Here is a 6,961-nt window from a genome sequence, read left to right on the forward strand (position 1 = left end):
GTCAGATCACCACCAGCTCCGCGTGCAGCGCACCGGCCTGCTTGAGCGCCTGCAGGATCGAGATCAGGTCGCTCGGACCGGCGCCGACCTGGTTCACCGCGCGCACGATCGTGTCCAGGCTCACGCCGGGACCGAACTTGAACATGTGCGCGCCCTCCTCGCTGATCTGCACGTCGCTGGACGGCACCACCGCGGTCTGGCCGCCGCTGAAGGGCGCCGGCTGGCTGACCAGCGCCTGCTCGCTGATGGTCACCTGGATCGAACCGTGCGCCACGGCCGCGGCGCTCACGCGCACGTCCGAGCCGATTACCACGGTGCCGGTGCGCGAGTTCACCACCACGCGGGCGGGGGCGTCGGCCGGGGTCACGTCGAGGTTCTGGATATCGCCCAGCCAAGACACCTTCTGCGACGGGTCCTGCGGGCTGCGCACGGCAATCGAGCCGCCGTCGAGCGCGTTGGCCGTACCGGCGCCGTAGGCGCCGTTGATCGCCTTGACCACGCGCGAGGCGGTGGTGAAGTCGGCCGTGTTGAGGTTGAGCACCAGGTCGCCACCGTTGCCGAACGCCGACGGCACGCTGCGCTCGACCGACGCGCCGTTGGGAATGCGCCCGGAGTCGGAAATGTTCACCTGCACGCTGGAGCCGCTCTTGCCCTGCGCGCTGATGCCGCCGATCACCACGCTGCCCTGGGCGATCGCATAGGTATTGCCGTCGGCGCCTTTGAGCGGGGCCATCAGCAGCTGGCCGCCGCGCAGGCTCTTGGCGTTTCCGATCGAGGCCACGGTGACGTCGATCTGCTGGCCGGGCTTGGCGAACGGCGGCAGGTCGGCTGTGATCACCACGGCCGCGGCGTTCTTCAGCTGCGGACGCGCGCTGGCCGGCACCACGATGCCGAACTGCTGCAGCATGTTCTCCAGGCTCTGGGTGGTGAACGGCGCCTGCGTGGTCTGGTCGCCGGAGCCGTCCAGCCCCACCACCAGGCCATAGCCGATCAGCTGGTTGGAGCGCACGCCGCCGACCGAGGCGAGGTCGCGAATCTTGTCTGCATGGGCCGGCGCGGCCAGCGCCACGCACAGCATCACCAGCGCGCTGGTGCCGAAGCTGCGCCAGCGCAGCAGGGTGCGGCGGATCTCGCCGCGACGCAGCGTGTCGGCCGCGCGGTCGCCCGACACGCCGCCGAAAGCGGGCTCGTGGCTGCGGGTTTCATACGGTGCGTGCACGGTGGCGGGCACCGAATGGTTGCGCAGATGCCTCATCAGCCGACGGGTCTTCATCAGAACGGCATCCACTTGGAGTTGAAGAAGCGCGACAGCCAGCCCTGGGTGTTGGCGTCCGCCAGCGAGCCGCGCCCGGTGTAGGCGATGCGGGCGTCGGCCACGCGGCTGGAAGCCACGGTGTTGTCCGGGTTGATGTCCTGCGGCCGCACGATGCCGGAGATCCGCACCATTTCCTGGCCCTGGTTGATGGTCAGCAGCTTCTCGCCGCGCACCATCAGGTTGCCGTTGGACAGGCGCTGCGCCACGGTGACGGTGATCTGGCCACTGAGCTGGTTGCTCTGGCTGGAGGTGCCGTTGCCGTCGAAGCTGCGGTCACCGCTGAGACCGATGCTGGCGCTCTTTCCGTTGAGCGTGAGTCCCTGGCCGAGGATGTTCGGCGCATCGAGTGCGGTCTTGTCGGTCTTGCTGGTGCTGGTGGTGGCCTTCTTGCTGGCCTGGGTGCTCTCCAGCAGCAGCACGGTGAGGATGTCGCCCACGCGGTGCGCGCGCGGGTCGGCGAACAGCTCCATGTTCTGCGTGTCGTGGTAGATCGAGCCGTCCGCCACCGGCGCGGCTTCCGGCTGCATCGGCGCGGTGGCGGCCCACTGGCCATCCTCGCGGCTGGCGGGCATCGAAGCGCAACCGGCCAGCGCCAGCAGGGCGAGCGCGGCGGTGCAGCGAGCGAGGGAGGCGATCGGCTTCATGCGGGTGCTCACATCTTGTTGGTCAGGTCTTGCAGCATCTGGTCGACGCCGCTGATCGCCTTGGAATTCATCTCGTAGGTGCGCTGGGTCTCGATCATGTTGACCATCTCCTCCACCACGTTGACGTTGGAGGACTCCAGCGCGCCCTGCATCAGCGTGCCCATGCCGTTGAGGCCGGGCTGGCCGGTCTGCGGCGCGCCGCTGGATGAGGTCTCCAGGAACAGGTTGTTGCCGTCCGGCTGCAGGCCGGCCGGGTTGACGAAGTCGGCCAGCTGCAGCGTGCCCACCTGCACCGAGGCGGCCGAACCGTTGGTGGTCGCCGAGACGGTGCCGTCGTTGCCGATGGAGATGCTCTGCACGTTGGTCGGCAGGGTGATCGCCGGATCCAGCGAATAGCCGTCCGCGGTCACCAGCTGGCCGTTGGCGTCGGTGTGCAGCGAGCCGTCGCGGGTGTAGGCGATGGTGCCGTCAGGCTTGCTCACCTGCAGGAAGCCGCGTCCTTCGATCGCCACGTCCAGCGAGTTGCCGGTCTGGGTGACGCCGCCCTGGGTGAACAGCTTTTCGGTGCCCACCACGCGCACGCCGGTGCCAAGCATCAGGCCCGAGGGCGACTGCGTCTGCTCGGTGGTCTGCCCGCCCGGCTGGCCGCGGTTCTGGTACATCAGGTCCTGGAACGCCGCCCGCGAGCTCTTGAAGCCGGTGGTGTTGGCGTTGGCGAGGTTGTTCGAGATGACGTCCATGCGCGTCTGCTGCGCATCGAGGCCGGTCTTGGCGATCCAGAGGGACGAAAGCATGGGTCAGGGACTCCTTGGGAGGTGCAACTGCAGGTCAATTCGACTGAAGCAATTTCGATGCCGACTGGGCGTTGTCTTCCGACGCCTTGATCGACTTGACCTGCATGTCGTATTGCCGCGACAGCGCGATCATCTTCACCAGCTCCGTCGAAGCATTGACGTTGCTGGACTCCAGCGCGCCGGAAGTCAGGCGCACGGCGCTGTCGGTCGGAGCATTGCCGCCGCCGACCACGTGCATCAGGCCGTCGCCGCCCTGCACCAGCTCGGTGGCGTCGGGGTTCACCAGGCGGATCCGGTCCAGTGCCGCAATCGTGCTGGGGCCTTCGCCGATCGGCACGGTGGAGATGGTGCCGTCGTCACCGATGGCGATCTGGGTGCTGGCCGGCAGGCTGATCGGCCCGCCATTGCCCAGCACCGGATGGCCACTGGCATCGGTAAGCAGGCCGTCGGCGGTGAGCTGCAGATCGCCGGCACGCGTGTAGCCTTCCGAGCCGTCCGGCGATTGCACCGCGATCCAGCCGCTGCCGTGCACGGCGACGTCCAGCGAGCGGCCGGTGCTGTTGACCGTGCCCTGGGTGAGGTCCGCGCCGATGCCGCGCGCGACCGCATTGATGCGGCTGGCGGTGCCCTGCCCCTGCACCTGCAGGCTCTGGAACGCGCTCAGCTCGCTCTTGAAGCCCACCGTGGAGGCGTTGGCCAGGTTGTGGCTCACGGCTTCCTGGGCGCGCATGATCTGCGTCGCCCCGGTCATTGCCACATAGAGTGAACGGTCCATGGCGATCGATTACCGGCCGACCGCGTTGAACAGCGCCGAGGCCAGCGTGTTGTCGGTGGTGAGCACCTGCGCGTTGGCCTGGTAGTTGCGCTGCGCCTTGATCATGTTGACCAGCTGCGCGGTGGTGTCGGAGGTGTTGGACGACTCCAGCGCACCGGCCTGGATGTCGCCGAACTGGCCGGTGCCGGCCGAGCCCATCACCGCCGAACCGGAGTCGCCACTGAGCGCCCAGGTGGTGTCGCCGACCTGGCGCAACCCCTGCAGGTTGGAAAAGTTGGCCACCGCGATCTGGCCGATCTGGCTGCTCTGGTTGTTCGAGTAGTAGGCGGTGACCACGCCCTTGGAATCGATGTCGATGTTCGACAGCGTGCCGGCCTCGAAGCCGTTCTGCGAGATCGCCCCGGCGGAGTAGTCGGTACCGAACTGGGTGGTGTTGGTGACGTTGACGGTGAGCGTCAGCGCATTGGAGCCGTTGGCGAGATTGACCGGGTTGAACGCCAGGTTGCCGTTGGCCGGAGTGGCCAGATTGCCGCTGGTGTTGAAGGTAATCGCCTGGGTACCGGCGTCGTTGCCGTCCACGTACAGGTGCGCGTCCCACGCATTGGTGGCCGTCTTGACGTAGTACACGGTGCCCTGGTGCGAGCCGCCCTGCGAGTCGTACACGGTGACCGGGGTGGCGTTGTTGAAGGTGGTGGAGTCGGTCGGCGAAAACGCGCCCGCGGGCACGGTAGCGCTGGCCGGCAGGTTCGAGCTGACCGTGACCAGCGAAGTGGCGGTGGCATTGCTCTGCGCAGAGACCAGCTTCAGGTCGGTCAGCGTGCTGGAGTCGAAACCGCCCAGGCCGTCCGGCGGATAGACCTGCAGCCGCGCACCGGAGGTGGTCTGCACGAAATTGTCCGGGCTCTTCTTGAAGTCGCCCGCGCGGGTGTACTGCGCGCCGCTGCCGTCGTTGACCACGAAGAAGCCGTTGCCGCTGATGGCAAGGTCGAGCGAATTGTTGGTGGTCTCGATGTCGCCCTGGGCGAACTGCTGCGCCACGGTCTGCAGGCGTGCGCCGCTGCCGGTGGCGGTGGAGTTGAGGTTGAGGCCGGTCACCGCGAACACGTCGGCGAACTCGGCACGCGAGCCCTTGAAGCCGGTCGTGTTGGCGTTGGCGATGTTGTTGGCGATGACGTTGAGGTCGGACTGCGCCGCGTTGATGCCGGTGAGTGCGGTGTTCAGAGCCATGGGATGTTCCTCGCTGAAAGTGTGGTTACGACGCGTGCGTCAGAGAATCTGTGCCACCTGGCTGAGCGCGACGCCGCCCACGCCAGCCACTTGCAGATAGGTGCCCACGGCGCTCCCGCCATAGCCGACGGCGGTCACCTTGCCTGCCACATAGGTATCGAATGGGCTGCCCGCGTTGCTGGCGGACAGCGTGTAGGCGCCCTCGGGCACCGTGTTGCCGGCGTCGTCCTTGCCGTCCCAGCTGAACTGGGTAAGCCCGGCGCTCGGCGCCGGCACCGCCATCGTGCGCACCACGTTGCCGCTGCCGTCGATCACGCTCACGGTGAGGTTCCCGGGCACCGTCACGTTCGCCGCGCCGGTGACGCTGGCGCCGGCGAAACTCATGCTGGAGGACGGCACCAGCACCTCGCGATTGACCAGGTTGGACGAGCCGAGCACCTGCGAGGTCTGCAGCGCTCCATTGACCGTGCTGTTGAGCGTCTGCACCGAACCGACCAGGTCCTGGGTCGACTGCAGCTGGCTGAACTGCGCCATCTGCGAGACGAACTGCGAGTTGTCGACCGGGTTGGTGGGGTCCTGCGCCTGCAGCTGGGCGGTCATCAGCTTGAGGAAGTCGCTTTGCGTCATGCCGCCGGCGCTCGCCTCCTTGGCGATCTGCCCCGTCGTTGCGGCGCTGTTGCCGGCATTGCCGATGGTGTTGATGGTCATGCGTGCGCTCCGTCGGACTACTTGCCGAGGTCGAGGGTTTTCACCATCAACTGCTTGGTGGTGTTCATCACCTCGACGTTGTTCTGGTACGAACGCGAGGCGGAAATCATGTTGACCAGCTCGTCCACCGGATTGACGTTGCTGCTGTAGACGTAGCCGTCGGCGTCGGCCAGCGGGTTGCCGGGTTCGTAGCGGCTCGGGATCGCCGCCTGGCTCTCGGTGACGCCGAGCACCTGCACGCCTTCACCCGGCGCATCGCCGCCGTCCAGCCGGCTCTTCACGGCGGCGAACAAGGGTTCGCGCGCGCGGTAGGCCGCTTCCGGCGTGGTCGCCACGCTGTCGGCATTGGCGAGGTTGCTGGCGACCGTGTTCAGGCGCAGCGACTGTGCCGCCATGCCGGAACCGGCGACGTTGAAAATCGAGAAGAGCGACATCAGCCCTGGCCTCCGTTGATGGCGGTGCGCAGCATGCGGATCTGTGCAGTGATGAAGGACAGGCTGGCCTGGTAGTGCACGCCATTGGCGGCAAAGGCGGCCTGTTCGGCCTGCGCATCGACGGTATTGCCGTCCATGCTCGGCTGGGTCGGCACGCGGTACGCCAGCCCGTCCGCGGCCTGGTCGGCCGCGCCGATCTGGCCGGGTCCAGTCGTCTGCAACGGCAGCTTGTCCGAAGCGCCGCCCGCGGCGGCCAGCACCTTGCGGAAGTCGACATCGCGGGCGAGATAGCCCGGCGTGTCGGCATTGGCCAGGTTGTTGGCGAGCACTTCGGTACGGCGCTGCCACAGGTCCAGTGCCTGGGTGTGTATGCCGAACAGGTTGTCAGGGGTCAGACTCATCGCTTCGCTCCGCGTGCAGTTGCCGCACGGAGCTGGAGGCAAATTGCATGCCACCATGGGAAAAGCGTTGCTGCTGCTGGGCTGGCACGGCAACCGTCGGCACCGCCATCGCAGCGGCGCCGCCGAAAGACGGATTGTTGACGCCGGGCGGAGCGAGCCGCCGGAACGTCAGTCCGCCGGCGCCGGCTCGGGCAGCAGTTCCAGCACCGCCTGCGCCAGCAGGTCCGGCTGGAACTTGGCGACGAAGCAGTCGGCCTTGACCTCCTTCACCATCGCCTCGTTGAAGATGCCGCTGAGCGAACTGTGCAGCACCACCTTGAGCTGGCGCAGGCCCGGCGCCTCGCGGATCGCACGGGTCAGCGCATAGCCGTCCAGCCGCGGCATCTCGATGTCCGACACCACCAGCCTGACTCCGTCGACCGGATCGGCCGCGGCCAGTTCCAGCAGGCGGTCGAGCGCCTCGCGGCCATCCGTCGCCACCACGCATTCGATATTCATCTGCTTGAACAGGTTGACCAGCCGGCGACGGACAATCAGCGAATCGTCGACCAGCATCACCCGTCGCGGAGCCAGCGAACGGGCGCCGGCCACGCGCTGCATCTGCACGGACAGCTCGGCCGGCGCCGCGTCGATGCTGGCCAGCACATGCTCCACGTCGACGAC

Annotated in this window: 9 protein-coding genes; all 9 read right to left on the reverse strand. The window is 67.5% G+C overall.

The window, feature by feature from the left end; genetic code table 11:
- Position 1: 1 nt before the first annotated feature.
- The gene (locus VFG40_RS16580; protein ID WP_324899582.1) at positions 2 to 1,078 is read right to left on the reverse strand and encodes a flagellar basal body P-ring protein FlgI; all 1,077 of its coding nucleotides are present in this window, start codon (positions 1,076 to 1,078) and stop codon (positions 2 to 4) included.
- Between the two features lie 194 nt (positions 1,079 to 1,272).
- Positions 1,273 to 1,959 carry a flagellar basal body L-ring protein FlgH gene (gene flgH / locus VFG40_RS16585; protein WP_324899557.1) on the reverse strand — a complete coding sequence of 229 codons (687 nt, stop codon included), beginning with the start codon at positions 1,957 to 1,959 and terminating at the stop codon, positions 1,273 to 1,275.
- 8 nt (positions 1,960 to 1,967) lie between these two features.
- Entirely contained in the window at positions 1,968 to 2,753 is a 786-nt protein-coding gene (gene flgG / locus VFG40_RS16590) for a flagellar basal-body rod protein FlgG (RefSeq protein ID WP_324899559.1), read from the reverse strand.
- Between the two features lie 34 nt (positions 2,754 to 2,787).
- Positions 2,788 to 3,528: a flagellar basal-body rod protein FlgF gene (gene flgF / locus VFG40_RS16595; RefSeq protein ID WP_324899562.1), complete on the reverse strand. Its 741-nt coding sequence runs from the start codon at positions 3,526 to 3,528 to the stop codon at positions 2,788 to 2,790.
- 9 nt (positions 3,529 to 3,537) lie between these two features.
- Positions 3,538 to 4,755: a flagellar hook protein FlgE gene (gene flgE / locus VFG40_RS16600; protein ID WP_324899564.1), complete on the reverse strand. Its 1,218-nt coding sequence runs from the start codon at positions 4,753 to 4,755 to the stop codon at positions 3,538 to 3,540.
- Positions 4,756 to 4,794: 39 nt separating this feature from the next.
- Positions 4,795 to 5,463, reverse strand: coding sequence for a flagellar hook assembly protein FlgD (locus tag VFG40_RS16605; protein WP_324899567.1), 669 nt, complete (start codon positions 5,461 to 5,463; stop codon positions 4,795 to 4,797).
- A 17-nt stretch (positions 5,464 to 5,480) separates the two neighbouring features.
- Positions 5,481 to 5,897 (reverse strand): flagellar basal body rod protein FlgC, encoded by a 417-nt coding sequence (flgC, locus tag VFG40_RS16610; RefSeq protein WP_324899569.1) that lies wholly within the window; start codon positions 5,895 to 5,897, stop codon positions 5,481 to 5,483.
- Entirely contained in the window at positions 5,897 to 6,298 is a 402-nt protein-coding gene (flgB, locus tag VFG40_RS16615) for a flagellar basal body rod protein FlgB (RefSeq protein ID WP_324899571.1), read from the reverse strand. The genes flgC and flgB overlap by 1 nt, the downstream gene beginning before the upstream one ends.
- 168 nt (positions 6,299 to 6,466) lie before the next feature.
- On the reverse strand, positions 6,467 to 6,961 hold a 495-nt coding region (locus VFG40_RS16620; RefSeq protein WP_324899573.1), incomplete at its 5' end, for a response regulator.

The sequence above is a fragment of the Dyella sp. genome (assembly GCF_035685805.1).
Taxonomy (GTDB): Bacteria; Pseudomonadota; Gammaproteobacteria; order Xanthomonadales; family Rhodanobacteraceae; genus Dyella_A.